The 25,620-nt window shown below is 62.0% G+C and carries 29 protein-coding genes and 1 pseudogene; 14 read left to right on the forward strand and 16 right to left on the reverse strand.

Annotation, left to right across the window (positions count from 1 at the left end; all coding sequences use genetic code 11):
- Nucleotides 1–66 precede the first annotated feature (66 nt).
- The 7 genes from MUU54_RS09755 (at nucleotide 67) to MUU54_RS09785 (ending at nucleotide 6,424) form a co-directional block, all read left to right on the forward strand.
- Nucleotides 67–2,295 (forward strand): RelA/SpoT family protein, encoded by a 2,229-nt coding sequence (locus MUU54_RS09755; protein ID WP_247243837.1) that lies wholly within the window; start codon nucleotides 67–69, stop codon nucleotides 2,293–2,295.
- 140 nt (nucleotides 2,296–2,435) lie between these two features.
- Complete coding sequence (locus MUU54_RS09760; RefSeq protein ID WP_247244009.1) at nucleotides 2,436–2,588, forward strand: DUF3563 domain-containing protein; 153 nt, start codon at nucleotides 2,436–2,438, stop codon at nucleotides 2,586–2,588.
- Nucleotides 2,589–2,922: 334 nt separating this feature from the next.
- Complete coding sequence (acpS, locus tag MUU54_RS09765; protein ID WP_247243838.1) at nucleotides 2,923–3,327, forward strand: holo-ACP synthase; 405 nt, start codon at nucleotides 2,923–2,925, stop codon at nucleotides 3,325–3,327.
- Between the two features lie 76 nt (nucleotides 3,328–3,403).
- On the forward strand, nucleotides 3,404–4,150 hold the full coding sequence (gene lepB / locus MUU54_RS09770) for a signal peptidase I (RefSeq protein ID WP_247243839.1): 747 nt from the start codon (nucleotides 3,404–3,406) through the stop codon (nucleotides 4,148–4,150).
- Nucleotides 4,151–4,867, forward strand: coding sequence for a ribonuclease III (gene rnc / locus MUU54_RS09775; protein ID WP_247243840.1), 717 nt, complete (start codon nucleotides 4,151–4,153; stop codon nucleotides 4,865–4,867). It abuts the gene before it with no gap.
- Complete coding sequence (gene era, locus MUU54_RS09780; RefSeq protein WP_247243841.1) at nucleotides 4,867–5,814, forward strand: GTPase Era; 948 nt, start codon at nucleotides 4,867–4,869, stop codon at nucleotides 5,812–5,814. Before rnc ends, era begins: the two co-directional genes overlap by 1 nt.
- 94 nt (nucleotides 5,815–5,908) lie before the next feature.
- Nucleotides 5,909–6,424, forward strand: a complete 516-nt coding sequence (locus MUU54_RS09785; RefSeq protein WP_247243842.1) for a PAS domain-containing protein — start codon at nucleotides 5,909–5,911, stop codon at nucleotides 6,422–6,424.
- 13 nt (nucleotides 6,425–6,437) lie between these two features.
- Here MUU54_RS09785 and MUU54_RS09790 read toward each other — a convergent pair whose 3' ends face one another.
- Nucleotides 6,438–6,803 (reverse strand): hypothetical protein, encoded by a 366-nt coding sequence (locus tag MUU54_RS09790; protein WP_247243843.1) that lies wholly within the window; start codon nucleotides 6,801–6,803, stop codon nucleotides 6,438–6,440.
- Between the two features lie 173 nt (nucleotides 6,804–6,976).
- On the opposite strand from MUU54_RS09790, the gene recO reads away from it, so the two are divergent.
- Nucleotides 6,977–7,741: a DNA repair protein RecO gene (gene recO / locus MUU54_RS09795; RefSeq protein WP_247243844.1), complete on the forward strand. Its 765-nt coding sequence runs from the start codon at nucleotides 6,977–6,979 to the stop codon at nucleotides 7,739–7,741.
- On the opposite strand, the gene MUU54_RS09800 is transcribed toward recO, so the two are convergent.
- The 5 genes from MUU54_RS09800 to MUU54_RS09820 all read right to left on the reverse strand — a co-directional run bounded on the left by MUU54_RS09800 (nucleotide 7,717) and on the right by MUU54_RS09820 (nucleotide 14,265).
- Nucleotides 7,717–8,943, reverse strand: coding sequence for an MFS transporter (locus MUU54_RS09800; protein ID WP_247243845.1), 1,227 nt, complete (start codon nucleotides 8,941–8,943; stop codon nucleotides 7,717–7,719). The two genes, recO and MUU54_RS09800, sit on opposite strands and share 25 nt — an antisense overlap.
- 103 nt (nucleotides 8,944–9,046) lie before the next feature.
- Nucleotides 9,047–9,943 carry a DMT family transporter gene (locus MUU54_RS09805; protein ID WP_247243846.1) on the reverse strand — a complete coding sequence of 299 codons (897 nt, stop codon included), beginning with the start codon at nucleotides 9,941–9,943 and terminating at the stop codon, nucleotides 9,047–9,049.
- A gap of 121 nt (nucleotides 9,944–10,064) precedes the next feature.
- A complete protein-coding gene (locus MUU54_RS09810) occupies nucleotides 10,065–10,910 on the reverse strand; it encodes an MOSC domain-containing protein (protein WP_247243847.1) in 846 nt (281 codons plus the stop codon).
- A gap of 8 nt (nucleotides 10,911–10,918) precedes the next feature.
- Entirely contained in the window at nucleotides 10,919–11,569 is a 651-nt protein-coding gene (locus MUU54_RS09815) for an HD domain-containing protein (protein WP_247243848.1), read from the reverse strand.
- A complete protein-coding gene (locus MUU54_RS09820) occupies nucleotides 11,566–14,265 on the reverse strand; it encodes a DUF2339 domain-containing protein (protein ID WP_247243849.1) in 2,700 nt (899 codons plus the stop codon). The genes MUU54_RS09815 and MUU54_RS09820 overlap by 4 nt, the downstream gene beginning before the upstream one ends.
- A 576-nt stretch (nucleotides 14,266–14,841) precedes the next feature.
- Between MUU54_RS09820 and MUU54_RS09825 the strand changes: the two genes are divergently transcribed.
- From MUU54_RS09825 to MUU54_RS09835, 3 genes are all read left to right on the forward strand, one after another.
- Nucleotides 14,842–15,876, forward strand: a complete 1,035-nt coding sequence (locus tag MUU54_RS09825) for an ABC transporter substrate-binding protein (RefSeq protein ID WP_247244010.1) — start codon at nucleotides 14,842–14,844, stop codon at nucleotides 15,874–15,876.
- Between the two features lie 73 nt (nucleotides 15,877–15,949).
- Nucleotides 15,950–16,738, forward strand: coding sequence for an ABC transporter ATP-binding protein (locus tag MUU54_RS09830; RefSeq protein ID WP_247243850.1), 789 nt, complete (start codon nucleotides 15,950–15,952; stop codon nucleotides 16,736–16,738).
- Nucleotides 16,735–17,553 carry an ABC transporter permease gene (locus tag MUU54_RS09835; protein ID WP_247243851.1) on the forward strand — a complete coding sequence of 273 codons (819 nt, stop codon included), beginning with the start codon at nucleotides 16,735–16,737 and terminating at the stop codon, nucleotides 17,551–17,553. Before MUU54_RS09830 ends, MUU54_RS09835 begins: the two co-directional genes overlap by 4 nt.
- Nucleotides 17,554–17,604: 51 nt before the next feature.
- Here MUU54_RS09835 and MUU54_RS09840 read toward each other — a convergent pair.
- The 8 genes and pseudogenes from MUU54_RS09840 to MUU54_RS09875 all read right to left on the reverse strand — a co-directional run bounded on the left by MUU54_RS09840 (nucleotide 17,605) and on the right by MUU54_RS09875 (nucleotide 22,654).
- A pseudogene (locus tag MUU54_RS09840) lies at nucleotides 17,605–18,487 on the reverse strand (mechanosensitive ion channel family protein).
- A 91-nt stretch (nucleotides 18,488–18,578) separates the two neighbouring features.
- Nucleotides 18,579–19,133 carry a tyrosine phosphatase family protein gene (locus MUU54_RS09845; protein WP_247243852.1) on the reverse strand — a complete coding sequence of 185 codons (555 nt, stop codon included), beginning with the start codon at nucleotides 19,131–19,133 and terminating at the stop codon, nucleotides 18,579–18,581.
- On the reverse strand, nucleotides 19,130–19,708 hold the full coding sequence (locus MUU54_RS09850) for a YfbR-like 5'-deoxynucleotidase (protein ID WP_247244011.1): 579 nt from the start codon (nucleotides 19,706–19,708) through the stop codon (nucleotides 19,130–19,132). Before MUU54_RS09850 ends, MUU54_RS09845 begins: the two co-directional genes overlap by 4 nt.
- A gap of 32 nt (nucleotides 19,709–19,740) precedes the next feature.
- Nucleotides 19,741–20,583 carry a CAF17-like 4Fe-4S cluster assembly/insertion protein YgfZ gene (ygfZ, locus tag MUU54_RS09855; RefSeq protein ID WP_247243853.1) on the reverse strand — a complete coding sequence of 281 codons (843 nt, stop codon included), beginning with the start codon at nucleotides 20,581–20,583 and terminating at the stop codon, nucleotides 19,741–19,743.
- Nucleotides 20,584–20,657: 74 nt separating this feature from the next.
- On the reverse strand, nucleotides 20,658–21,380 hold the full coding sequence (locus MUU54_RS09860; RefSeq protein WP_247243854.1) for a hypothetical protein: 723 nt from the start codon (nucleotides 21,378–21,380) through the stop codon (nucleotides 20,658–20,660).
- A 16-nt stretch (nucleotides 21,381–21,396) separates the two neighbouring features.
- A complete protein-coding gene (locus MUU54_RS09865; RefSeq protein WP_247244012.1) occupies nucleotides 21,397–21,654 on the reverse strand; it encodes a hypothetical protein in 258 nt (85 codons plus the stop codon).
- A 101-nt stretch (nucleotides 21,655–21,755) separates the two neighbouring features.
- Complete coding sequence (locus MUU54_RS09870) at nucleotides 21,756–22,187, reverse strand: TIGR02301 family protein (protein WP_376742079.1); 432 nt, start codon at nucleotides 22,185–22,187, stop codon at nucleotides 21,756–21,758.
- Between the two features lie 23 nt (nucleotides 22,188–22,210).
- Complete coding sequence (locus tag MUU54_RS09875; protein ID WP_247243855.1) at nucleotides 22,211–22,654, reverse strand: NUDIX hydrolase; 444 nt, start codon at nucleotides 22,652–22,654, stop codon at nucleotides 22,211–22,213.
- A 48-nt stretch (nucleotides 22,655–22,702) separates the two neighbouring features.
- On the opposite strand from MUU54_RS09875, the gene MUU54_RS09880 reads away from it, so the two are divergent.
- The 3 genes from MUU54_RS09880 to MUU54_RS09890 are packed head-to-tail and all read left to right on the forward strand — an operon-like array spanning nucleotide 22,703 to nucleotide 24,474.
- Complete coding sequence (locus MUU54_RS09880) at nucleotides 22,703–23,026, forward strand: YnfA family protein (protein WP_247243856.1); 324 nt, start codon at nucleotides 22,703–22,705, stop codon at nucleotides 23,024–23,026.
- Between the two features lie 44 nt (nucleotides 23,027–23,070).
- On the forward strand, nucleotides 23,071–23,823 hold the full coding sequence (locus tag MUU54_RS09885; protein ID WP_247243857.1) for an SOS response-associated peptidase: 753 nt from the start codon (nucleotides 23,071–23,073) through the stop codon (nucleotides 23,821–23,823).
- A gap of 33 nt (nucleotides 23,824–23,856) precedes the next feature.
- Nucleotides 23,857–24,474: a LysE/ArgO family amino acid transporter gene (locus tag MUU54_RS09890; RefSeq protein WP_247243858.1), complete on the forward strand. Its 618-nt coding sequence runs from the start codon at nucleotides 23,857–23,859 to the stop codon at nucleotides 24,472–24,474.
- Between the two features lie 5 nt (nucleotides 24,475–24,479).
- Here the strand turns inward: MUU54_RS09890 and MUU54_RS09895 are convergent, their stop codons facing one another.
- Entirely contained in the window at nucleotides 24,480–24,617 is a 138-nt protein-coding gene (locus MUU54_RS09895) for a hypothetical protein (RefSeq protein ID WP_239999846.1), read from the reverse strand.
- Nucleotides 24,618–24,787: 170 nt separating this feature from the next.
- Nucleotides 24,788–25,609 carry a CDP-diacylglycerol--serine O-phosphatidyltransferase gene (gene pssA, locus MUU54_RS09900; protein ID WP_247243859.1) on the reverse strand — a complete coding sequence of 274 codons (822 nt, stop codon included), beginning with the start codon at nucleotides 25,607–25,609 and terminating at the stop codon, nucleotides 24,788–24,790.
- Nucleotides 25,610–25,620 lie beyond the last annotated feature (11 nt).

The raw sequence follows: 25,620 nt of genomic DNA on the forward strand, positions 1-25,620 counted from the left end.
TGATGGCTGCGCCGGTTTAGAACTGGCGCGCCATTTTGCGTTTTGAACCTTGGGAAATGTCCTGGCATGATGCGGCAATATGAGCTTGTTGAACGGGTTCAGCGATACAAGCCCGATGTCAACGAAGCTCTGCTCAACAAGGCCTATGTCTACGCCATGCAGAAGCATGGTCAGCAGAAACGGGCAAGCGGGGATCCCTACATCTCCCATCCCCTCGAAGTTGCAGCCATCCTGACGGACATGCATCTGGACGAGTCGACCATTGCAGTTGCGCTCCTCCACGACACCATCGAAGATACGACAGCCACGCGCGCCGAGATCGACGACCTCTTCGGCGAAGACATCGGACGCCTCGTCGAGGGGCTGACAAAGCTGAAGCGGCTTGACCTCGTCACCAAGAAGGCGAAGCAGGCGGAGAACCTGCGCAAGCTGTTGCTGGCGATTTCCGACGACGTTCGCGTGCTGCTGGTCAAGCTTGCTGACCGGCTCCACAACATGCGCACGCTGGAGCACATGAACCCGGAAAAGCGGGCGCGGATTTCCGAAGAGACCATGGATATCTACGCGCCGCTCGCCGGGCGCATGGGTATGCAGGATCTGCGTGACGAGCTGGAGGATTTGTCCTTCCGCTATCTTAACCCGGAAGCCTACGAAACTGTGACGAAGCGGCTGGCGGATCTTTCCGCCCGCAATGAAGGGCTGATCACCAAGATCGAGGATGAGCTGCGTGACCTGCTGGTTGCCAATGGTTTGCTCGACGCGGTCGTCAAAGGCCGCCAGAAGAAGCCCTATTCAGTCTTTCGCAAGATGCAGTCGAAGTCGCTCTCCTTCGAGCAGCTGTCGGACGTCTATGGCTTTCGCATCCTCGTTGGCGACATCCCCGCCTGCTACCGGGCGCTCGGCATCGTCCATACGCGCTGGCGCGTCGTCCCCGGCCGCTTCAAGGACTACATCTCGACGCCAAAGCAGAACGACTACCGCTCGATCCACACCACGATTATCGGCCCGTCGAGGCAGCGCATCGAACTGCAGATCCGCACGAAACGGATGCATGAGATTGCTGAATACGGCATCGCGGCCCACGCGCTCTACAAGGACGGAGAGGGGAGCGAGGGCGGCGAACTGCTCTCGAAGGAATCCAACGCCTATTCCTGGCTGCGCCACACCATCGAGGCGCTCTCGGAAGGGGACAATCCCGAGGAGTTCCTGGAGCACACCAAGCTTGAACTCTTCCAGGACCAGGTCTTCTGCTTTACGCCGAAGGGCAAGCTGATCGCGTTACCCCGCGGCGCGACCCCGATCGACTTCGCCTATGCGGTGCACACCAACATCGGCGACACGACGGTCGGCGCCAAGATCAACGGTCGGATCATGCCGCTCGTCACCCGCCTCAACAATGGCGACGAGGTGGAAATCATCCGTTCGGGCGTACAGGTGCCGCCGGCCGCTTGGGAAGAGATCGTTGTTACCGGAAAGGCGCGCGCTGCGATCCGGCGTGCAACTCGCATGGCGATTCGCAAGCAATATGCCGGCCTCGGCTATCGCATCCTCGAGCGAACCTTTGAGCGGGCAGGCAAGGTCTTCTCCCGAGAGGGCCTGAAGCCGGTTCTGCATCGGCTGGGCCAAAAGGATGTCGAGGACGCGATCGCTTCGGTCGGCCGTGGAGAGCTTTCCTCGCTCGACGTGATGCGGGCGATCTATCCAGACTACAAAGACGAGCGGGTAACCGTAAAGCCGTCCGCCGACGAAGGCTGGTTCAATGTTCGCAGTGTGTCGGGCATGATGTTCCGCATCCCGGGTCGTTCGGCGGAAGCAGCCGAAATGGAAACGGGAGAGCAGGGGCGTGCGCCGCTGCCGATCCGAGGTTTGTCTGCAAGCACGCAGGTCCGCTTCTCGCAAAGCGGCGCCGTGCCCGGTGACCGCATCGTCGGGATCATGGAGAATGGGTCGGGCATCACCATCTATCCTATCCAGGCGCCCGCGCTCCAACGCTTCGATGATCAGCCGGAGCGGTGGATCGATGTGCGCTGGGATCTGGATGATGCGAACAAGTCCAGGTTCACGGCCCGCATCCTCATCAATGCGCTGAACGAGCCGGGAACGCTTGCTACCGTTGCGCAGACCATTGCCGGTCTCGACATCAACATCCGCAACCTCGACATGGGCCGGGTCGCCACGGACTTCTCGGAAATCCTGCTCGACGTGGAGGTATGGGATCTGCGTCAGCTTAATCAGCTGCTGACGCAGCTAAAGGATCTCGACTGCATCTCGACGGTCAAACGGGTCTACGACTGAACCTGCCTCATACTTGAGCGCACTCCGACTCTGCCATGCTTGCAAAGCAAGGCAGAGCGGCTCAACCGGCGATGGTCATCCTGTCTCCAAACTCTTACATTGCTGCGGTGCAACAGAGAGTTCAAAGAAGGAAGATCAATATGTTTGGTCCTGTCAGAAAGATTGCCCGCGCGCTGCGCGGCCCCAGTATCGAAGATCGTGAGTTGGCATACCTGAACGGTGCGGTCGACCGGGTGGACCTGGAATACCGCCAGCGTCAGATCGACCGCGGCATGTTCCGTAAGGCCTTCTGATAAACCAGCCTTTCCACGATCCAAGAGTGGCAGCGCGCGGCATTGGTCGCAGCTGAAAAGCCGCTGCTTTTCATGGCCACCGGCGCCCCTCGAACAGCACCTTGGCCCCTCAAAGGGCGTCGCACGCCGCGCACAGCGCATCCACCTGATGCCCTTCGCCGCCTGTATCTGGGCCGTCGTAACAGCCGGCAACTGGTAGCCGCTTAAGGTCAAGAAGACACTGGCCGAGATTCCTGCGATGGCGAAGGCGGCGAACTTGACGTTTTCGCACGCCATGCTCAATTCAGAGCAAAATCATCCACAGGCCGGGAAACCCTCCCGGAAGGAGGGACCTTTGATCATCGGCATGGGGAGCGACCTCATCGACATCCGCCGTATTGAAAAGTCGCTGGAGCGCTTTGGCGATCGCTTCACGCAACGCTGCTTCACCGAGATAGAACAGGCGAAGTCGGACCGGAGGCGCAACCGAGCGGCATCCTATGCCAAGCGCTTCGCGGCGAAGGAGGCGTGTTCTAAGGCATTAGGCACCGGCTTGGCACAAGGCGTTTTCTGGAAGGACATGGGTGTCGTCAATCTGCCCGGCGGCAAGCCGACAATGGCACTGGCCGGCGGTGCGGCCGCAGTGCTCGCCGGACTGCTGCCACCCGGCCACGAGCCTGTGGTCCATGTTACGATCACGGATGAGTATCCTTACGCGCAGGCATTCGTCGTCATCGAGGCACGGCCCGTGACCGATTGAGGCATTGCCGCGGTCGAGGGAAGGGTCTAGAGAATGCCCCACTCGCAGGATTTTCGACGCAAGAGAAAGACGGAACGTGTCCGACAAAGCCACCAAGAAGCACGACAGCGCCCTTTGGGAGAACATCAAGGTCATCATCCAGGCGCTGCTCTTGGCCATGGTCATCCGGACGGTCCTCTTTCAGCCTTTCACCATCCCCTCGGGCTCCATGATGCCGACGCTGCTGGTCGGCGACTACATCTTCGTCAACAAGTTCGCATATGGCTACTCGAAGTACTCGCTTCCCTTTTCGCCGGACCTCTTCGACGGGCGCATCTTCGCCAGCACACCTGAGCGCGGCGATGTCATCGTCTTCCGCCTACCGACGAACACCAATGTCGATTACATCAAGCGCCTGATCGGCCTGCCGGGCGACCGTATCCAGGTGCAGGACGGCGTGCTCTACGTGAACGGCGAGGCCGTTCCCAAGCAGCCGGACGGCACCTTCACCTCTGACTATCGCCTCGACCCGGGTTCGGATGTCCCCGTCTTCCGCGAAACCCTCGACAACGGCGCCACCTATGACACGCTGGACCAGGTCGAAAACTCCCGCGGCGACAACACGCGCGAGTTCATCGTTCCCGAAGGCCACTACTTCTTCATGGGCGACAACCGGGACAATTCCCTCGACAGCCGCTTCGACGTCGGCTTCGTTCCCGCGGAAAACCTCATCGGCCGTGCCAGCGTCATCTTCTTCTCCCTCGGCAACGACACCTCGTTCCGGGAGTTCTGGAAGTGGCCGGCCAATATGCGCTGGGACCGCATGTTCAAGAGTGTCGACTGAATGAAGGCGAGGGCGCTTTCTGCGGAGGATCGCGCAAAGCTCGAGGCGCTTATCGGCCACGAGTTCGCCGACAAGCAGTGGCTGGACCGGGCGCTGACCCATGCCAGCATGGCGTCGGGCAAGGGTCCGAACTACGAGCGCCTCGAATTTCTAGGCGACCGCGTCCTCGGCCTCTGCGTCGCCGAACTCCTGTTCCGCACATTCAAAAACGCGGCGGAAGGCGAGCTTTCGGTGCGTCTGAACCAACTGGTGAGCGCCGAAAGCTGCGCGGAGGTGGCAGATCAGCTCGAGCTGCACCGCTTCATTCGCACCGGCGCGGACGTCAAGAAGCTGACGGGCAAGCGCATGCTCAACGTGCGTGCAGACGTGGTGGAAAGCCTGATCGCGGCGCTCTACCTCGACGGTGGCCTTGAGGCGGCGCGGACTTTCGTTTTGCGCTATTGGAAGGATCGAGCCACCCGAGCGGACGGCGCGCGTCGTGACGCCAAGACGGAACTGCAGGAATGGGCGCATGCCAATTTTGCCGTCACTCCTGCCTACAGGGTGGACGATCGTTCCGGTCCGGATCATGATCCGCGTTTCACCGTGACGGTCGAGGTGAAGGGCGTTGCGCCGGAGACCGGCATCGAACGCTCCAAACGGGCAGCCGAACAGGTCGCGGCGGCAAAGATGCTGGAACGCGAAGGCGTATGGCAGAAGGCTGGCGCCGAAAGTTGATGGAAAAGATGACAGACAACGAAAACAACGGCAGCATCGAAAACGTCGGGCAGCCGACGAAATCCGGCTTCGTCGCCCTCATCGGAGCGACCAATGCCGGCAAGTCGACGCTGCTGAACCGGCTGGTCGGCGCCAAGGTGTCCATCGTCAGCCATAAGGTGCAGACGACGCGTGCGATCGTCCGCGGCATTGCCATCCACAACAACGCTCAGATCGTTTTCATGGATACCCCGGGCATCTTTAAGCCGCGGCGTCGATTGGACCGGGCGATGGTAATGTCCGCCTGGGGCGGTGCCAAGGATGCCGATCTCATCATGCTGTTGATCGACAGTGAGAGGGGCCTCCGTGGCGATGCCGAAGCGATCCTCGAAGGCCTGAAGGACGTGAAGCAGCCGAAGATTTTGGTGCTCAACAAGATCGACCGGGTGAAGTCCGAAGACCTCCTGGCGTTGGCAGCGGCGGCTAACGCGAGCGTCGACTTCGAGCAGACATTCATGATTTCCGCGTCGACCGGCTCCGGCTGTGAGGACCTGATGGAGTTTCTGGCGCAGCGTCTGCCCGAAGGCCCTTGGTACTACCCGGAGGACCAGATCTCCGACCTGCCGATGCGCCAGCTGGCGGCCGAGATCACCCGAGAGAAACTCTTCCTGCGGCTGCATCAGGAACTTCCCTACGCATCTCACGTGGAAACGGAGAAGTGGGAAGAGCGAAAGGACGGGTCCGTCCGCATCGAGCAGGTGATCTACGTCGAGCGGGACAGCCAGAAGAAGATTGCTCTGGGCAAGGGCGGGGAGGCCATCAAGGCCATTTCGACAGCCTCCCGAAAGGAGCTTTCCGAGATCTTGGAGCAGCCCGTCCATCTTTTTCTCTTCGTCAAGGTGCGTGAGAACTGGGGTGACGATCCGGAGCGTTTCCGCGAGATGGGGCTGGAGTTTCCGCGCGGGTGACCGTCTGGCAAATCCACCGATCTGCTATTAAGAAAAATCTAATTCATCCAAAAATAGAACCTCCTGCTGTTGGCAGGGCAGGTGAGTAGCAGGCATGGGACGTCGACTTCAATCGAATGACAACGGCAGGTCTGAGCCGTCGGTGACTGTCGGGATCTATACGTTCGTGGTGCCTGAGGATCTCGTTTACGGCGATGACGTCATCGCATCAATCTTCGGCTTACCGGAACGATCACTTGTGGAGGGGGCGCCGATCGCAGAGGTGCTTCGCTACGTCCAGAATGGGGACCGCCAGCGTCTCGCCAAGGCGATGCACGAGGCCATTGTCTCGGGTAGCTTCCGCTCCGAAACCTATCGTGTGGTGCATCCGGATGGGCAGGAGTATCTGGTCTGCGGTGTCGGACGATGCCTGCGCGATCGGCAAGGGCTGCCATCGATGTTTAGCGGCACGGTCACGATACTTGACGAAGCGGCGCCCGAAACAAGCGGCGATCCTCTGGAACGGCACTGCCAGGCTGCTCTCACGCTCGCCGAGCGGCGGAAGCACTCGCTCGCCGCCCGCTATATCTCATCCGCTCTCTCGGTCCTGAAAGCCAATCGCGAAGCCTGACAGCGTTCTTTCTTTAGTCGGGGCGATCCATCAGCGCCTTCACCTCAAAATACCGGCGGCGGTTCTCTGGCTCCTGCTCGTTCTCCGAATAGCAGGCGCTGGAGATGCAGAAACGAGTGAGGTTGAAAGGCGCCGTGGCGTTCTGGAACTGGCACTCGATTTCATTGGTGAAATCCGTCGGCTGCGGATCCTGACGGGTGGAATACGTCAGGCGTGCGCCCGGCGGGTCGAGCTCCGGAAAGGACTGAACCACGCCAGTCTTGATTGTCGGTGTCAGCAGGAAGTTCTGCGCAACCTGTACACAGGCCTGCTCGAGTTCCGGCGATTGGGCCGCCGCAGGCGAAGCAAGCAGGATCAGGGCGAACGGAAGGTATTTCATGAGGACTCCTTAATCGGATTCGGCGGGGCAATTCCGAAGAGGGCCATTTTGTTCCAGACCGCCCCGCAATTTGCCACCGTCCTCAGGCACGTCGCTAACCGGCGATTACGATTCAGTGCCAGATGTTTTATCGGCTATGGTTGAATCGCGACCAGAGGAACCTCAGGCAATCCATGCAGTGGCAGGACGAAGCGATCATCATCGGTGTGAAGCGGCATGGCGAAACGAGCGTTGTGGCCGAGGTGATGACACGTAGCCGCGGCCGCCATCTTGGCCTCGTGCGCTCCGGCCGCTCGCGCACCATGCAGCCCGTCCTGCAGCCCGGCAATCGGGTCGAGGCGGTATGGCGTGCGCGGCTCGATGAGCATCTCGGCGAATTCAAGCTTGAGCCAGTGAAGCTGAGAGCGGCCCGGCTGATGGAAACGGCGACCTCCGTCTATGGCGTCCAGGCTATGGGGGCGCTGCTGCGGCTCCTGCCCGAACGGGACCCGCATCCGCATCTCTACGAGGCTTTGGACGTGATCCTCGAGACGATGGACGATCCGGCCGACGCAGGAGAGCTCTTCATCCGCTTCGAGCTCGCCATCCTCAACGACCTCGGATACGGGCTGGATCTGGCGGAATGCGCCGCGACGGGAGTGCGCGACGACCTTCTCTATGTCTCCCCGAAGAGCGGTCGCGCGGTTTCGGCGGCAGCCGGCGCGCCCTATGCGGACCGGCTTCTCGCGCTTCCGCCTTTCCTGAAGGAAGGTGCCAGAACGGCTGCGGATGCCGACAGCATGGCGGCAGCTTTCCGCCTGACGGGCTTCTTCCTGCACCGCCACATCTACGAGCCGCGGGGCATCACGGAGAACGCTGCCCGCAACGGCTTCATCCAGGCATCGCTGAAGGCTCTAGCGCAGCGAACTCAGCCTCAGGCGGGTACCGCCGCAAGCTGAGGCCGCTCAACAGGCCGTTCGCGGATCGGCCAGTGGACGACCGCGGCAAAAAGACCGAGCGCCACCCCAAGCCACCATACGGGATCATAGGAACCGAAGCGGTCGTAGAGATAGCCGCCCATCCAGACGCCGAGGAAGGAGCCGATCTGGTGCGAAAGAAACACTAGACCGCCGAGAAGGCCGAGATGGCGCGTGCCGAACATGATCGCGACAAGCGCGTTTGTCGGCGGTACCGTCGAGAGCCAGAGCAGGCCCATGACGATGGCAAAGAGGACGACTGAAGCCGGCGTCTGCGGCAGAAGCAGGAAGGCCGTCACCGCGATTGACCGTCCGATATAGATATAGGCAAGGAAGAAGGGCTTCGAGTAGCGCTGGCCGATGAAGCCGGCTGCCAGCGAGCCGATGATGTTGAAGAAGCCGATGAGCGCCATGGCGATCACGGCATAGCTCGCTTCGATGCCAATATCGCCGAGATAGGCGGGAAAGTGGGCGGTGATGAAGGCGACCTGAAAACCGCAAACGAAGAAGCCGGTCGTCAGGAGCACGTAACTCTTGTGTCCAAGCGCCTCCCTCAGTGCCTCGCCCACCGTCTGCTTGAACGCGGCTTGCGACTGCGTTCCCGATGATGCGTTTCCCCGCAGCGGATACGCCATCAGCGGCACGATCAGCATCATGATCGACATGGCAACCAGACTGTCCGACCAACCGAGAGCATTGATCAGGCCTTGGCTGAGCGGCGCAAACAGGAACATCCCCGCTGATCCGGCGGCGGTGCCGAAGCCGAAGGCTATAGAGCGCTGCTCCGACGTCACATGCCGGGCAAAGGCCGAGAGGATGACGCTGAACGAGCCGGCGCCGATCGCCGTCCCCACCAAGACGCCGCCGCCGACATGGAGCCAGATCGGTGCATCGGCGTGCGCCATTAGCAGCAGGCCGGCGGCATAGAGCGCGCCGGAGGCAACGAGCACGCGCCCCGTGCCGTATTTATCGGCGAGCGCACCAAAGAAGGGCTGGCTCAGTCCCCAGAACAGGTTCTGGAGCGCCATGGCAAGCCCGAAGGTCGAGCGGTCCCATCCGGTATCCTGCAGCATAGGGAGCTGGAAGAAACCCATAGCGGAACGCGGCCCGAAGGTCAGCATGGCGATGACGCAACCGGCTCCGATGATGAGCCAGGGCATGGGGGTCTTAACGGCCTGGGTCATCGCGGCACCTCCTGGAGTGACTCAAGTGCCTGACAGTACCGCTGCGGCAGCCATTCCCAAAATCAGTTTTGTAGAGGGGATGGATCACGCAATTTGATGACCCTCAGAACTCGCCACTCGGATCCATCTTCTGCAGCTTCTTCCCTGCCATCGCCTCTCGATAGATGGTGAACAGGCCGGCGCCGACGACGATCACCGAGCCAAGCACCATGTTGAAGCCGAGTGTCTCTCCATAGATCACGACTCCGATGATCGTGACGAGGACGAGTTGCAGGTAGGACATCGACTGGACGATGACGGCGTCGACGTAATCGAAGGCGCGGATGAGGAAGTAGTGGCCTGCGATGCCGAAGATGCAGAGGGCCGCCATCCAGTACCCGTCGTTTCCCTCAAAGCTCGACCAGTAGAAGGGCCCGACCAGCGAGATGGCGACCGCCCCGGCAACGCCGGTATAGAAGAAGCTGGTCGATGCCGCATCCGTCCGGCTGGCGAGCCGGGTGGTGATTGAATACAGGCTGTAGATCACGGCGCCCGCCATGGGGAGCAGGGTGTGGATGTCGAAACCACCCGTATCCGGCTTCAGGATGAGGATGACGCCGATGAAGCCGACCATGATCGCCGTCCACCGCCGCCAGCCGACCCGCTCGCCGAGCAGCGGCATCGACAGGAGCGCGACAAGCAGAGGAGCCGACTGGAAAACAGCCTGGCTTTGCGCCAGCCCGACCAGGGAAAAGGAGAGGATCGCAACGACGATTTGCACGGCAAGCAGAACACCCCGCAGGACCTGCAGCAGCGGCCGCCTGGTGCTCGCGGTGGTGGCAAGGCCGCCGCGGGAGCGGCTGGCGATGAGCACGGCGAAGCCGGCAAACGCCCAGTAGCGCATCATCGCGATGAAGATGGCGGGATAGTTGTCGCCGAGATGTTTGGAAACACCGTCCTGTATGGAAAAGATCGTCACTGCCAGGAGCGCGAATGCGAGGCCGGTCGCCCGAGATGTCATGCGGCATGATCCCTGAGATGGTCGCCGCAGGAGATGGAAGGCAACCGAGGAAGAGGCTGGCAGGTTGTCTGACAACCGGTGCAGAAAATAGCGCCTGCAACCGTCGAGGCAAGCGCGAAATTTAGCGACGTTTCACAGGCCAGGGATCCCTCACCGCCGTCACGCGCGTGGTCTCGCCAAGCTTGATCTCGCCTGAACTGCGCGGCACAGCATTCCAGCCGAACAACGGTCCCGGCACACGCCGATCGGCCGACATACGGATGCGGCCCATGGCCTGCATCGGGCTCGCGACGTCGCGCGAGCCAGTCCTCTGGTCCTGCGTCGTCATGATGCAGCGGGCACAGGGTTTGACGAGATCGAGCACGAGGCTACCGATTTCGATCGTGGCCCAACCGTCTTCCGCCCATGGCTCATCCGTCTCCAGTACGATGTTGGGACGGAAGCGCTCCATGCCGATCTCGCCTTCGTCATGGGCTTTCATGTCGGCGTTGAGAGCCGCAAGCGATGCAGTGGTGGTAACCAGAATCTGGTAGCCATCGGCGAAGGTCACGGGCGTTCCGTCGCCGGCCCAGTCTGGGTTGGCCTCACGATGCGACTGATCGTCAAAGAAGACGAGGCGCGCCTCGCGGCCGATCCAGGCGGAGATCTTGGCATTGACGGCATCATCCGCCACGGCAGCGCTGACGGGCGATTTCCAGACGACCACATCCATCCGCCGCTCAGGCTTGACCCATGCCACCTCGACTGCTTTCGATCCGTCGCGGGCAATGCAAAACCCGTCTGCTCGTGGGGTCACATCCAGCATGGCGAGCGACGGGTAGTCGCGCTGGGTGATGAATTCGCCAGCCTCATCGACCACCATCATCCGTCGGTCCTGGCGCAGCCCCTCCGCGCGAACCTCCGCTTGGTCGAGGGCGATGCCGCGGCCGCTTTTGAGGGGATAGACGTTCAAGGCGCTGACATACATGGAAGACCTTAGATTTCGTCGAGGAACATGTCGAGCACGTGCTTCAGCCGCACATGCCGTTCGGTGGCCAGCGCACGGCCGGCGGCCGTCTGGAATCCATCAGCCAGCTTGAAGAGCTTCATCTCGAAGTGGTCGATGGCGAAGGTCTTGTCGTCCAGAGGGCGGTTTTCCGCAAGCGGATCCGCCGGATCGTATAGCGCAGATGCCATCCGACCGGCGATGTAGAAGCAGCGAGCAGCGCCGATCATGCCGATCGCGTCCAGCCTGTCGGCATCCTGCAGGATCTTCGCCTCAAGCGTTTCCGGCGTGATGTTGGCCGAGAAGCTGTGGGCGGCAATGGCATGCGCCACGGCAGCGATCTTCGGCTCCTCCCACAAATGGCCCGCAAGCAGCGCTGAGGCCTTTTCGGCTGCCAGCCGGGATGCCTGCGCCCTTAGCGGCGAATTCTTCTCCACTGCGACACAGTCATGCAGCAGCACCGCCGCCGCCAGCACCTCTCCGTCGCCTCCTTCGGCTGCGTGGATGCGCATGGCATTGCGGAAGACGCGCAGGATATGGGCAACGTCGTGAGAACCGTCGTCTCCTTCCGTCGCGTGCGGAAGAAGCTCCAGCGCCACCCGCTCATGGGGCGCGAAGGCGGCAGCCAAGGATGTGGTCATGGTTTGGTCCTTTGCTCAGGCAACGCCTGGACGGTCTGCGGCGAGGGGCGGGCCAGGATCTTCTGGTAGAAGAGCCCGATGCCGATAAGGACGGCGCCGAGACCGATGAAGGAGAGTGCCCGCAAGATGCCTTCCAAATTCGACATGTCAATCAGAAAGACCTTCAAGACGGTCACCATCACCAGGATCGCCGAGGCGAGCCGCAGGCTTCGCGCATGAAGCCGTGACCCGAGCGCAAGCAGGGCAACGCCGATCAGCAGCCAGACGACGGAGTAGGTATAGGTCTCGTTAGCAAGGAAGCCCTTCCAGTCGGCGATATTCTCGCCCTGCCAGAAGCGGCGGACGGATAGTGTCGCCCAGAGGAAGCCGAGCACGGCGCCGCCCAGTGCCAGCATCATCACATAAGGATTCGGCCGCTTGTCACGCGCGTAAATCGCAAGTCCGCCATAGGCGAGCGCCGGCAAAAGATAGCCGATCAGCAGCAGGTTCACGATTGGCCAGCTGCCGGTGCCTTCGCCGCTGAAATATGGGTTCAGCACGAAGATGTGCATCGAGAGCACGTTGAAGGTGGCGATCACTCCGGCAATCATCGAGCCGTAGCGGAAGACCCGGCTCGGCGCTCGCCGGTCGAGCGTCATCAGCGTCGCCGAGAAGCCGATCGTCAGCAGCGTGTAGATCGACTGCTCGCCGAGGCTCGGCAGGCGATCGTCCAGCACGCCGCCGTTCATCGCATGCCGCGCGAGGATCGCGACCGCCAACAAGGGCATCAGCGACGCCAGCGCCTGGAGGAGGTTTCTTGCCCGCAGCCCCGGCCAGCGGCGCAGATCATAGGCGGCCACGACCGCAATCAGCGCCGGGATCCCATAGCCCGGCAGCAGGGCGTTCCAGAACGGCACGGTGCCAAGCTCCGCCGGCCCCACCAGCGTCGGATCCCACGCTATGCGCAGGAAGATGAGAAGTAGCGCGAAATTCATCGCCCAGGGCAGAGCTGGCCAGCGACGCCACCGGGCGGCAACGGCATAGGCGAAGCCGAGAAACGCCAGCAGGATGGTCGTGGTGAGGCCACTGGTGAGCGGATGAAGGGCAAAGGCGAGAGCGACGAAAGAGCCAAGCACCAGCAGATTTGCGGGCCGATCCTTCTCCTCGGTCGAGGCTTTCCGGAACTGCCAGAGAGCTGCCGCCAGCAGAACAGCGCCGAGCGCAATGCCATAGGTACCATGCCTCCAGTCGAACGTGAGCAGGCCGAAGTTCAGGAAGCTGATGATCGCCAGCGTCACCGGCACTGCAGACATCAGCACGGCCCACACCGCACCGAGGTTCTCCTCATTTCGACCGTGATGCTTCAGGAAGACGAGCCCCAGCAGGATATAGATGCTGCCAAGCAGCAGGCTGATCAGGATCTCGGCAGTAAACGCGTATAAAGGACCCGAAAGACCTGCTTCGGCCGGTGCATAATTGAGCCGCGTCATAGCGATGAGCGTGACCACCGCCACGGCGCCCACGGCAGATAACAAGGTGGGCCAGACGGCATAGCGGCGTCCGGCGCCAAGTGCTGCGAGGGCGGCGATCAAAGCTGCGGCCGCGAAGGCCGCATCAACCGCCTGCGTGTCCCATACCGCCAGCATTGCCATCGCCGGCAGAAGCGTCGCGACCGAGACCGCGATACCGAGTCCCATCGGCCTACGGCGTAGCAGGCGGCGACGCCAGCCGGCGCCCACGTCATCGAGATGACCAATAGCGGTGCCTGGCCAGACAAAGCCCGTGCCGGCGATCATCACCAGCAGCGCGAAGACAGGCGGCAGGGGATCGGCACCTTCGGTGTTGAACAGGTAGACGATCGCCCAGCAGGCAAGGCCGAGGTCGGCCAGCGCCGGCAGTCGCAGCCAGCCGCGGATGCGCGAAGCAAGTGCGGAAGCGAGCCAGACGATCGCGAGGAAGCCGAAGAGCACAGTGGCATCCGGTGCCGTGGTGGCCACGAGCGCGGGCGTGACGAGGGAGGCGATGAGCCCGAGGCCGGCGAGTGCCTGGCCATGGAGAAGCGAAACTCCGAGCGTCGCCAGCGAGACCAGTCCAAGGAGGCCAAAGGCTAGTGCGGGACCGATGAACCCGTAATTGGCGTGGGCGGCATAGATCGTGCCGAGAAGCGTCACAGCACCCGCCGCCACCAGCGCGCCGGGGATCATCGCATTGCTGTAGCGTTCGGAGATCTTGGGCAACGCCCGGCGCCGCACGAGCTCCCCGGCCGCGAACAAGGCAACCCCGAAGATGCTCGCGAGTGCCAGCCGTGCAGCCGGGCCCAGGAGGCCGCTCTCGATCGTGTAGCGGATCAGGAAGATGCCCCCGAGCGCCAGCGCGATGCCGCCGATCCACACGGTCCAGCGGGCGCCGAAGCTGCTCTCGAACGTCTCGCGGGGCGGTTGTTTTGCAGCGGGGGCGGCATCCTCTTGTGCGGCGGTCACCTCGCGCGCCGCCGCATCGACCGGCAGCGGTACCTGCTCTAGGTCCTGCCCATCTCTCTGGGCGGACGAGGAGGCGTGAGCGATCAATGGCTCTTCAGCCTCGGGCGCCGCAGGGGGGGCAGCTACTATGCCTGCCTTCAGCGCTGCCAGTTCGTCCTCGATCCTCGCAAGCCGCTGAGAGGTCTTCCGCTGCCAGACGACCGCCAGAACGATTACGATAAGCAGCAAAAGATCCATTAGACGCCGTTCCCCGATCTATGGCGACGCTTATAGCGGCTCGATGGTTCAGTCGGAAGAAGCGGCTTCGTCAATATGCCATCGGCAAAAGACACCTTTGCTTTGTCGGCGTGTCAAACTGAAATTGCGCCGCGGTGCGCCATCCTTTAGTGACGGCGGATTGCGTGGCGCGGAATGGGACGAATGGGTTTGGACGCAGGCATCAAATATATCGCCGACGGGGATCGAAGGCTTTGACGAGTACTGGCCGCAAGTGGATGGCCACGGGTCGCTCCGCCAACCCGCAAGGGATTCGGCCAGACTGTCATGACCTGTAGCATGCAGTACATGCAGCACGGCGGCGTCGAACTGGACTGGCGCCTGACGGACTACGGTGTCGGATCAGGATTCCGACAGAGGACGTGGTTTCCTTTGATACTTCTGCCGCGGATTGATGCAGTCTGCCTAATTTACAAGCGAATCTGCCTTTGAGTTATGCGCTGCATAAGAATGGCGAAAAAGTGTGCAAATAGTGCTTGCGTAGCTCCCCGAATGCAGTTTTGAATGCGTCATTCAAAAACAGCAGGGGAACGCATCATCATGTTCACACGCAGAGATCTGACCAAGTTGAGCGCAGCCGCCGCGCTGGTTTTGGTGACCGGGCTGTCCGCGCCGGCATTTGCCGAGACGCCGGTCAAGTTCACGCTCGACTGGAAGTTCGAAGGACCTGCCGCCGGCTTCCTGCTGGCCGCTGACAAGGGCTACTTCAAGGACGAGGGCCTCGACGTCACCATCGATACCGGCAACGGCTCGGTGGAAGCGATCCCGCGCGTCTCGACCGGCACATACCAGATGGGCTTCGGCGACATCAACTCGCTTATCAAGTTCCTCGACGAAGATCCGTCCCAGAAGGTCAAAGCGGTGATGATGGTCTACGAGCGCCCGACCTTTGCAGTCGTTGGCCGCAAGTCGCTGGGCGTGACACAGGATCCGAAGTCGCTGGAGGGCAAGAAGCTCGGCGCCCCGCCGCCGGACGGCGCTTTCGCCCAATGGAAGGCCTTCAAGGATGTCGCCGGCATCGACGACAGCAACATCACAATCGAATCGATCGGTTTCCCCGTTCGCGAGCCTATGCTGGCCAAGGGCGACGTCGATGCCGTCTTCGGCTTCGCCTTCTCGGTCGTCCTGAACCTCAAGGCACAGGGTATCGCAGACGACGACATCGCCACCATCCTGATGGCCGAGAACGGGCTCAACCTCTACGGCAACGCCGTGCTGGTGAATTCCGATTTCGCAGCCGAGAACCCGGAAGCGGTCAAGGGCTTCTTGAGAGCGCTCGCAAAGGGTTTTGCCGACGCAGTCGCCAATCCGGAAGAGGGCGTGGCCGCTGTCCTGAGGCGCAACGAGACGCTCGATTCCGACATCGAACTCGAACGCCTCCATATGGCAAACGAGATGAACATCAAGACGCCCCATGTCGTAGATAACGGCTTTGGCGGCGTCGACATGGAGCGTCTCGGCGCCTCGATCGAGACGCTGAAGGTGTCCATGGGGCTAAAGGGGAATGTCGCGGCCGATCAGGTCTTCGACCCAAGCTTCCTACCGTCGAAAGAAGAGCGGATGCTTCCATAATCGAGGTGGAGAGGAAGCACCTGGCGCGCTCCTCTCCTCCCATCTTTCTATCAGTTTCAATTCGGAGAGGGCCATGACGCACCTCGTTTTCATCGACGACGTCGACATGCGTTATGGCGGCGCCGACGGGACGCTTGCCGTCTCCGGCCTGACAATGCGCGTCGAAAAAGGCGACTTTGCCGCCGTGGTCGGGCCTTCCGGCTGCGGAAAGTCGACCCTGATGAAGCTCGTCACCGGTCTGCACATCCCACAAGCGGGCACCGTCATCGTTGCGGGACAACATGTGACGAAACCGGTCTCGATCGTGGGCATGGCGTTTCAGAACCCTACCATGTTGCCTTGGCGCACGACGCTGGAAAACATCCTCCTGCCGCTGGAGATCGTTGAGAAGCACCGGCATCGCCTCCGCGCCCACAGGAAGGACTACGTCGCGCAGGCGGAAAACCTTCTGGAACTCGTCGGGCTGAAAGGCTTTGGGGCCAAATATCCCTGGCAGCTTTCCGGCGGCATGCAGCAGCGCGCCAATCTGTGCAGGGCGTTGATCCATCAGCCGGACCTGCTGATGCTGGACGAGCCCTTCGGCGCACTCGACGCTTTTACCCGCGAAGAGCTCTGGTGCGTTATCCGTGACCTGCATGCGGCACAGGGCGTAACGATCATCCTCGTGACGCACGACCTGCGCGAGGCATCCTTCCTGGCGGACAAGATCTTCGTCATGAGCGCCCGGCCCGGCCGGATCGTCCGCGAGCATCGGGTTCCGTTCGCCCGCCCACGCGACCTCGACCTGATGTACGAGAAGGAGTTCAACGATCTTGTGCATCAGCTCCACGGCGAGATAGCGACGGCGAGGATGGCAGCATGACGATCGTGACGGAACGTCCGGGAACACCTGCGGTCTCCAAACCCCGAGCTCTCCGTATTAGCTGGGTGAGGGCGGCACCCTGGCTCTACACCATCGGCCTGTTCCTGATCTGGGAGCTGCTGGTTATCGCACTCCAGATGCCGCAAACGATCCTGCCGGCGCCGAGCAGGATCTTCCAGGCGATCGTGCAGTATTGGTCGCCGATCTGGAAGAACTCACTGCAGACGCTCTTCACGACAACGCTCGGCTTCGGGCTTGCGGTCGTCGGCGGCCTAGCCATCGGCCTTTTTATCGGCTGGTCCAAGACGATCTATGCCGGCCTCTATCCGCTGATGATTGGCTTCAACGCGATCCCGAAGGTTGCGGTCGTCCCGATCCTGGTGATCTGGTTTGGTATAGGCACGATCCCCGCCGTCATCACCGCCTTCCTGATCTCCTTCTTCCCGATTGTCGTCAATGTCGCCACCGGACTGGCGACCATTGAGCCGGAAACGGAGGATGTGCTGCGGGCGCTCGGTGCGCGCAAGATCGACATCATGCTGAAGGTCGGCGTACCACGTTCCATGCCGTACTTCTTCGGCTCGCTGAAGATCGCCATTACGCTGGCCTTCGTGGGATCGGTGCTTAGCGAGACGGTGGCTGCAAACTACGGGCTCGGCAATATGATGAGTTCCGCACAGAGCCAGTTCAACGTGCCGCTGGTCTTCGCCGGGCTTTTGATGCTCGCTGTCGAAGGTATTGCCATGTATGCGCTGATGGCCTGGATCGAGCGGCGCATGACCGGCTGGGCGCACCGCTCCACGATGGCGCATTGAAAAGGCGGCGGAGCGAAAGCCTCGTGCAGCCGCTCCGCCGCATCCTTGCCGTCAGGTTCGCGCCGCATCCGACTCGTCCGACATCTGCAACAATGTCGGAGGTCCGCTCTCGCCGGATGGGGCGTGGTAGGTGACCTGAGGGTAGGGGATGGTGATGCCCTGCTTGTCGAAAGGCTTCCTTCACCGCCTTGGTGATGTCGCGGCTCGTCATCCACCAGACGGAGCTGTTGGCCCAGTAGCGGAGCGCAAGCACGACCGAGCTGTTGCCAAGATCCATGACAAAGGCTGAGGGCTCCGGCGTGTCCAGTACACGCTCGTCCTTGCACGATATCGAGCATGATGGCGATCGCCTTGTCGATGTCGTCCTCATAGGCAAATCGTGCATGCGCGTCGAAAGCCGGCTGTAGTTCGTGACCGGCACGTTCCAGAGCAGAGAGTTCGGAGCGAGGCGGTAGAGCCCGTCATAGGTCTTCAGCTCGGTGGCAAACAGGCCGATGTCCTGAACGATGCCGTTGATGCTGCCGGTGTCGATATATTCCCCGACGCGGAACGGGCGCAGAACCAGGAGCATGATGCCCGCCGCGATGTTCTGGAGAGTGCCCTGCAGCGCCAGTCCAATGGCAAGACCGATGGCGCCAAGCGCCGCGAGGATCGATGCCGTCTGCACCCCGAACTGGCCGAGCACCATGACGACGACGATGACGAGGATCGCATAGCGGATGGTATTGGAGAAGAATTGCGCCAGCGTCACGTCGATCCCGTGGATGCGGGAAAGGCCTCGATAGGCCCAGCGGCTGATGAGGCCGGAGGCGATCCAGCCTACCACGAGAAGGATGATGGCGCCGAGGATGGAGAAGGAATACTGGACGGCGAGGGCGGTCAGCTGTGCCAGTGCGGCGCGCGTTGCGACCACGAAATCCGATGCTTGGTCCATATGCCAGGGTGCTCCTTTGCCGTCGCGAGCGGTATTTGGTGCACCTGCTACAGAGGTCAAGGAAGCAGCGGAGATACCTGCAGATCTTCAGCTAAGACCTTGTTGCGGTTATCTTATCTTCTTGGCCCATTGAGCGAAGCGGCAAGACGAAGGAGGCTCTACCGTCGGTATCGCTGCCGCGACCGATCCCCTTTATCGCCTTGATGAGCCGATTATCCCGGCCGAGCAGACGGTCACCGAATTCGATGAGCCGCGCATTCGGCGTCGCATGCGGGGCGACGGCCCGAAGTCGGGCTGCCAGCGCCATGTCGTCCTCGTTCGGATCGACCGCGAGGGATGCAATCACGGCGGCAGCCGGCGACCGGGAAACGCCCATCCAGCAATGGATGACGATCGGCGCACTTCGGTCCCATTGGCGCACGAACTCGATCAGCCGTTCGACATGCTCCTCCGCCGGCGCAAGGAGGTCTCCCGTTCCCGCGAAGGCGATGTCGTTCATCTTGAGCGTGAGGTGCCGGTCGGCCCTAATGAGGCCCGGGCGATGGAAATCCTGTTTCTCTGCAATCAGGCTGACCAGGTGGCTTGCCTTGTGACGCACGGCCAGTTCCGCAATGCTTGCCAGCGGGCAGACGATGATTGCGCTCATGTCAGCGACTCGGACAGGCGCTCGGCATCAAGCTCGGCGAAGCGCTTGAGAAACAAGGATTGCGCTTCAAGTGCCGGCATCGGCTCCAGCGGCAGCATCTCCCGGGTGATCCCGCGCGGCTGACCAAAGAACCTGCGCGCCTCCTCCACGGAAAATCCCGCAAGCTCCGTCGCCTCGAAGAAGGCCGCGATCGTATCCGCCTTTTTGATCAGCGCCTTCAGCTCGCGCGTCGGATGGGGCGGCAGCCCGAAGCGCAGGTGGATTGCCGCCTCCAGACGATGCTCCACCGTCTTGTATCCGCCGCCCACGACCGACTTGAAGGGGGAGATCATGTCGCCGATCACGTATTCGGGTGCGTCGTGCAGCAGCGTCATCATCAGGTTCTGGCAGTCGGCGCCGTTGCAGCGCCGGAAGATCTCCTCCACCACCAGGCAATGCTGTGCCACGGAAAAGGCGTGGTCGCCGCGGGTCTGGCCGTTCCAGCGCGCAACGCGGGCGAGCCCATGGGCGATGTCGGAGATTTCGACATCGAGCGGCGAAGGGTCGAGCAGGTCGAGCCGCCGCCCGGAGAGCATCCGCTGCCAGGCCCGCGCCGCCTTCGTCGTGCTCACGAGTCGGCCTCTTCGCCAGCAGGATAGGAGAGACCGGTCCAGACTGGAAGCGTCGCTCGCACAGGGACATCGCCGGCAAGCAAAGGAACACCGGCGGCAAGGGCAGCTCCGACACGATCTGTCCGAACGATAGCCAAGCCCTTGCGGCCGCTGACGGTGCCGAGCGCTCCGACCGGTTTGCCGCCCGCGGTGATCTCCGTTCCGGAAGCGGGGAGATCCGCCTCGGCCTCGATCTTTACGATCCGGCGGCGTGCCGTTCCGCGGTGCTGCATGCGCGACACGACCTCCTGGCCGACATAGCAGCCCTTGCGGAACGAAAGCCCGCCATCGAGGTCCATCAGGATGTCGTGCGGAAAGGCATCCTGTAGGGCGTAATCTGCGCCGGAAACGGCGACGCCAGCCTCCGTCCGCAAGGCATCGTAGTCGCCTTTCGGCAAGTCCATTTCAGTCTGGCCTATCAGGCGCATCAGCCGGATCCCGGCCTGGCCGAAACGCTCGTCCTCCACGCCGTAGGCGGGTGTGTCCTCACCCCAGGTGACCGTGATGCCGGCGTCTTCTAAGACGGTGAAATCCACCTGCGAACGCAGCTTGTACATCGTCAGCCGCCGAACGAAAGCATCCTGCTGATCTGCATCCATTTCGATGATGAAGCCATCGCCATCCCGCCAGATCACGAAGTCGAATAGGATCTTGCCTTGCGGCGTCAGCAGAGCCCCCGCGCGTGCCGTGCCGGGCGGCAGGGAGACCACATCCGTCGTGATGAGGTTTTGGAGAAATGTCATCGCGTCCGCTCCGGAAACACGGATCAGACTTCGATCGGGCAAAAAGGCTGCAGGCATGGTTCACTCGGGAGGTTGCGTCCTTACCAGTTAGGCGTTCTGCCGGTTAGGAGCAAGGTTCTCCTGCCGCAGGCTCAATCGCCGCCGACAAACGAACGCCACTCGCCGTCCGGCGTAATTGCCAACCGGTAGAAATTGTAATTGCCGGCTTCTTCCATGGCCATCAGGTCGCCTGCCGTCACGATCCGCAGCAGCTCAACCCGCTCCGGCGGCGAGAGGGATTTCAGGTCCTTGCCTGCAAAATACGGCCAGACATAAGCCTCCTGCGGGGTGCCGGCATCCATTCGTGCCGCTCCTGTGGCGAGGATGTCGAGAAGGATCGCCAGGATTTCCAACCCTTCCGGATCTCCCGAAAAGCTCCGCATGGCGTCGAGCGGATCGCTGATCTCGCCGTTCACCTGCGTCTGCCGGGGGCCGGGATCGGTGAGCGGCCGCAGTCGTTCATAATCGCCGGAAGCCGCCGCCTCGACGATCAGCTCGCGCATGCGGCGAACCGGCTCGGGAAGCTGGGACAGGTCCATGATGATCTCGGCATCCGCCGCACCGTCGCCGGTGTCTTCATCTGGCGAATCAGCCTCGTCCGTCGGGGGACGGTTGATCAGGGGATCGGGAAGGGGAATGCCAGATGGTGCCTGGCGGCCATCGTCCGGGCCAGAGTTCTGCTCATTAGGGCTGCCACGCAGCTCCGAGAGCGCTTCCGCCTGAGGCGAGGCGAAGAGGAGGGCGCTGAGGCCAAGTGCGGCACACGTTGTGGAGAGGGGCTTTCGACGTGCAGGAGGTTCCGGAGCGTTGCTCATCGGGAAACCTCACAACCTATTGGATCCGGCGTTCCGGAGAGAATTCGCCGGCGAGCATGCGCTCGCGCAGCTCCTCGAGCATGGCTTCGGCGCCTTGTTCTCCATGAATGCGAATCGTTTCCCGCATAGCGAGCGCAAAGGCGGCATCGGCGATGATTTCCGGTTCAATGCCATCGGCGACGCCGTCGGCCCAGGCCTCGTTCTGGTACTCCAGGGCCACCTGCATCTTCTCGTGGACAATCATGTCGTCGATATCGTTGCGGCCAGTCTGCATCATGTCTTCCTCGGTTACCCGCGGGTTACTCGCTTATTAAGAACTCTAGCAGCCTTTTACCAAAACGACACGGGCTGCTGGCGAAAGAGGTAAATAATGCCCTAATTTCCAAAGCGCGCAGCGATTTCTGCAGCAAGTGTTGCGCCTTCGTTACGGTAGCGGCCCTCGGCGGTGCGTGCCGCACCGGTGCAGGTGGTGTGAACAGATGCGAAAGAGCGATAGCCGCGATTGAAGGCAGCGGTAAGGCGCTCCCGCCGCTTCGGCTCGGTGGCGGTGTCGGCGTTTAGCAGCTCCTGCATCGACTGGCGCCAGCCGCCACCCTCTTCGCCGCAGAGCGAGCGCAGATAGTGGATCGACCCGAGAATCTCCGCCAGGCGCGCCAGTTGCTCGTCATAGGGAGCGGGCTTTTCCTCCACCGCAGGGGCAGGGGCAGGGGCAGGGGCCGGAGTTAGCTCCGGTTCCTGTGCGGCAAGCGGTCCGGCTGCTGCGGCAACGATCATCAAGCTGGCGCAGAGGTGCAGGGCGGTCGGCATGTGTCTTTTGCGGTCACGTATTATCATCTCATCCTCGCCGCCAGCCGTTCGGCGCAATCAAGCACGCTCTGCGGCACGGGCAGGGCGCGAATCTCGTCAAGCGTATACCATCCCTGGTCTGCTGCATCATCCGCCGCGATCGCCTCGGAAGAAGCATCAGCCTTCACCAGGAAGACCGAGAGGAAGAAGTGGCTCTCGACCTCTCCGTCCTTTGCTTCGGTCTTCAGGTCATAAGTGGCGAACAGTTCTGGGTCGAAGGCGCTGATGCCGGTTTCCTCCCGAAACTCCCTCAGGGCCGTTTCCGCCGGCGTTTCCCCAAGCTCGGCACGTCCTCCCGGAAAAGCAAAAAGATCCGCGGCCGGTGGATTGCGCCGGCGGATGAGGAGAAAACGTCCCTCCCGCTCCAGCACGGCGGAAGATGCCATCTGCGGATACACGAGCGGCGCGATGTCGGGTTCTTCGTTCATTACGGGTAGACTAGAAGGAATGTCCGCAAAGACAACTCCGGGTGCCCGATGAACGCCTATCTTCTTTTCGCGGCTGCCGCACTGGCGGAGATCGCCGGTTGTTTCGCCTTCTGGGCATGGTTCCGTCTCGACAAGCCGATCTGGTGGCTCGCACCCGGTCTGTTGTCGTTGGCGGTTTTCGCAGCATCGCTCGCTCTCGTGCCGAGCGATGCTGTAGGACGCACCTATGCAGCCTATGGCGGCATATACATCGTCGCCTCGCTGCTTTGGCTTTGGCTGGTGGAGGGACGGATGCCGGACCGCTGGGATGTGGGCGGCGGGATGATCTGCCTGGCCGGCGCCTCGCTGATCCTCTTCGGCCCGCGTGGCTGAACGACCGGCTTGACCGGCCGGGAGGCTGGTGCAATGACATCGGCATGTGTGGACGCTACGCCCTGACCGCGACGCCGGAAGACATCCTGCAGTTCCTCAGCGTCATCGATATCGACAACTTCCCGCCGCGCTACAACATCGCGCCGACTCAGCCGATCCTGGTGGTCGCCGCCTCCGAGCGGGAGGCGCCGGGAAGCAACCTTCCCGCGCGGCATGCGCTGCTGGCCCGCTGGGGCTTCATTCCTGGCTGGGTGAAGGATCCTCGAGACTTCCCGCTGCTGATCAATGCGCGTGCGGAAACGGCAATCGAGAAGGCCTCGTTTCGCGCTGCCATGCGCCATCGGCGTGTGCTGATCCCGGCCTCCGGTTTCTATGAATGGCGCCGTCCACCGAAGGAAACGGGGCTTCCCTCACAGGCCTATTGGATCCGCCCTAGGTGTGGCGGTGTCCTTGCCTTCGGCGGATTGATGGAGACCTACGCCTCCGCCGACGGTTCCGAAGTCGATACGGCAGCGATTTTGACCACGAAGGCTAATGCGACGATCCGCAGCATTCACGACCGCATGCCGGTGGTGATCCCGCAGGAGGAGTTTGCCCGCTGGCTCGATTGCAAGACCCAGGAGCCGCGCGCGATCGCCGATTTGATGCAGCCGGCAGACGATGACCTTTTCGAGTCGGTCCCGGTATCCGACCTCGTCAACAAGGTCGTTAATATGGGCCCGGAGCTGCAGAAGCCGATTTCGCTTGCCGAACCGGTTGCACCGACGGAGCCCATCGGGCAGATGTCGCTCTTCTGATACCACTCCCTCCCTCTTCATAGGCTTTTCAGGATGATCTCCGCTGCCCTTTCCGGCTTCGCTCTCGGAGCGTCGCTGATCATCGCTATCGGCGCCCAGAACGCCTTCATCCTGCGGCAGGGCCTGATTCGCCGCCACGTCTTCATCCTCTGCCTGATCTGCGGGCTTGCCGACGCGCTCCTCATTGCCGCCGGCGTCGCAGGCCTCGGAACCATCATCGCGCAGTCGCCCGCACTGATCACCTTCGTCACCTGGGGAGGAGCGATCTTTCTTAGTGCTTATGCGGTGAAGGCCTTCCTGCGGGCGTGGCGGCCGGCGGCCATGGTGGCAGGTGCTCCGGAAGGCATGACCCTTAAGGCAGCCGTCTTGACCTGCCTCGCCTTCACCTTCCTCAACCCGCATGTCTATCTTGATACGGTCGTGCTGCTGGGAAGCCTTTCGGCAGCCTTCGAAGGACGAGAGCGGCTGGCATACGGCATCGGGGCCGCCACTGCGTCCTTCGTCTGGTTCTTCGTGCTCGGCTACGGTGCCCGCTTGCTGGCACCGCTGTTTGCCAGACCCGCGGCATGGCGGGTCCTCGACGTCCTGATCGGGATCATCATGAGCCTGCTCGCACTCGGGCTGCTCGTGAGCCTCGGCGGGCCGGCTTAAGATCGTCAGCCTGCGGGCTTCAGCGCCTGCTTCGGCTTCAGCATCAGCGCAGCAGCGACCACCGCCTTTAGCGCCAGGGGACGGTAGGGATGCGGCTGCTCGGCCTTCGGCTGTTGTGCAGGCGCGCTCTTCTGGTTCGACATGTGGTTCTCCTCACGCAGGCGATAGGGACGCCGACGCGTCCTTCTTCGCGATGTGAATCCCAATCCAGGCGGAATAGTGGCGCGAACCACGTTCGCAATGCACGAGCAAGGATTTAGCCCTGACACAGTCGCCGACTGTTGCAATTCCGGCGCAGGCCCTGGACGAGACCTCAGACGTCGGCTTCGTCTTCCTCGATGGTCAAAGTACCGTAACGGCGGTGCCAGAGCCGGGCGCTGAAAGGCAGGAAGGCCATGTAGGCAATCACGCTCACCACAAGGACCTGCCACGTATAGCTCATCAGTAGCGCCACGTAGAGCACCCCGACAAGAAGGATCGGCAGCATCTGGTCGCGGCGCACCTTGGTCTGCGACTTGCCTGACCAGACCGGCACGCGGCTGACCAGCAGGTAGCCGATCAGAATCGTATAGGCGACGCTGCCGTAGACGAAGAGCGGCGAGGGCTCAAGACCCAGGAAGCCCAGATAGACCGGTAGAAGCACCAGAACAGCGCCGAGTGGCGCAGGCACGCCGACAAAGAATTCCGACTGCCAAGCCGCCTTCTCCTGCCGCTCTTCCATCACGTTGAAGCGGGCGAGCCTGAGGCCCGCCGCAATCGCGTAGATGAGAGAAGCTATCCAGCCGAAGGAACGGGCATTGTCGAGCAGGAAGGCATAGGAGACGAGGGCAGGGGCGACGCCGAAATTGATGATGTCGGCGAGCGAGTCCATCTGCACTCCGAACCTGGAGTTCGCCTTCAGAAGCCGCGCGATCCGTCCATCAATGCCGTCAAGGAAAGCGGCAAGAAGCACCATGGCGACGGCGAGTTCGAAGCGATCCTCGAAGGCAAGCCGGATACCCGTCAGGCCCGCACAGATAGCCAGAACCGTAATCAGGTTCGGCACCATCAGCCGGAGCGGGATTTCCCTCAGCCGCGGGCCTCGGCCGCTATTGTCGGTCCGAGGCGTCTCAGTTGAGGGAGCGGGCGTCTCCATGGGATCTCCTT

The organism is Pseudorhizobium tarimense (genome assembly GCF_022968135.1).
In the GTDB taxonomy this organism is placed as follows: Bacteria; Pseudomonadota; Alphaproteobacteria; order Rhizobiales; family Rhizobiaceae; genus Neorhizobium; species Neorhizobium tarimense.